At 48.9% G+C, this 474-nt stretch carries 4 tRNA genes; all 4 read right to left on the reverse strand.

Annotated features, from left to right (window positions below):
- Positions 1-3: 3 nt before the first annotated feature.
- Positions 4-79, reverse strand: a tRNA-Val gene (locus OA91_RS23855).
- A 61-nt stretch (positions 80-140) separates the two neighbouring features.
- Positions 141-217: transfer RNA gene (locus OA91_RS23860), tRNA-Asp, on the reverse strand.
- A gap of 43 nt (positions 218-260) precedes the next feature.
- Positions 261-336 (reverse strand) — tRNA-Val (locus tag OA91_RS23865).
- A 61-nt stretch (positions 337-397) separates the two neighbouring features.
- A tRNA-Asp gene (locus OA91_RS23870) sits at positions 398-474 on the reverse strand.

Here is a 474-nt window from a genome sequence, read left to right on the forward strand (position 1 = left end):
AAGTGGTGGGTGTGGAGAGGTTCGAACTCCCGACATTCGCCTTGTAAGGGCGACGCTCTCCCAACTGAGCTACACACCCGTGCTTTTTAAATCTTACGATTTAAAGGGTATTCATCTATCTTCTACTAGGTAGAGGAAAGTGGCGGAACAGACGAGACTCGAACTCGCGACCCCCTGCGTGACAGGCAGGTATTCTAACCAACTGAACTACTGCTCCGTTATCATTTTTACTGTTTAACCACTGTATTTCCAAAAGGAAGTGGTGGGTGTGGAGAGGTTCGAACTCCCGACATTCGCCTTGTAAGGGCGACGCTCTCCCAACTGAGCTACACACCCGTGCTTTTTAAATCTTACGATTTAAAGGGTATTCATCTATCTTCTACTAGGTAGAGGAAAGTGGCGGAACAGACGAGACTCGAACTCGCGACCCCCTGCGTGACAGGCAGGTATTCTAACCAACTGAACTACTGCTCC

Source organism: Marinomonas sp. SBI8L (assembly GCF_001624705.1).
Lineage (GTDB): Bacteria > Pseudomonadota > Gammaproteobacteria > Pseudomonadales > Marinomonadaceae > Marinomonas.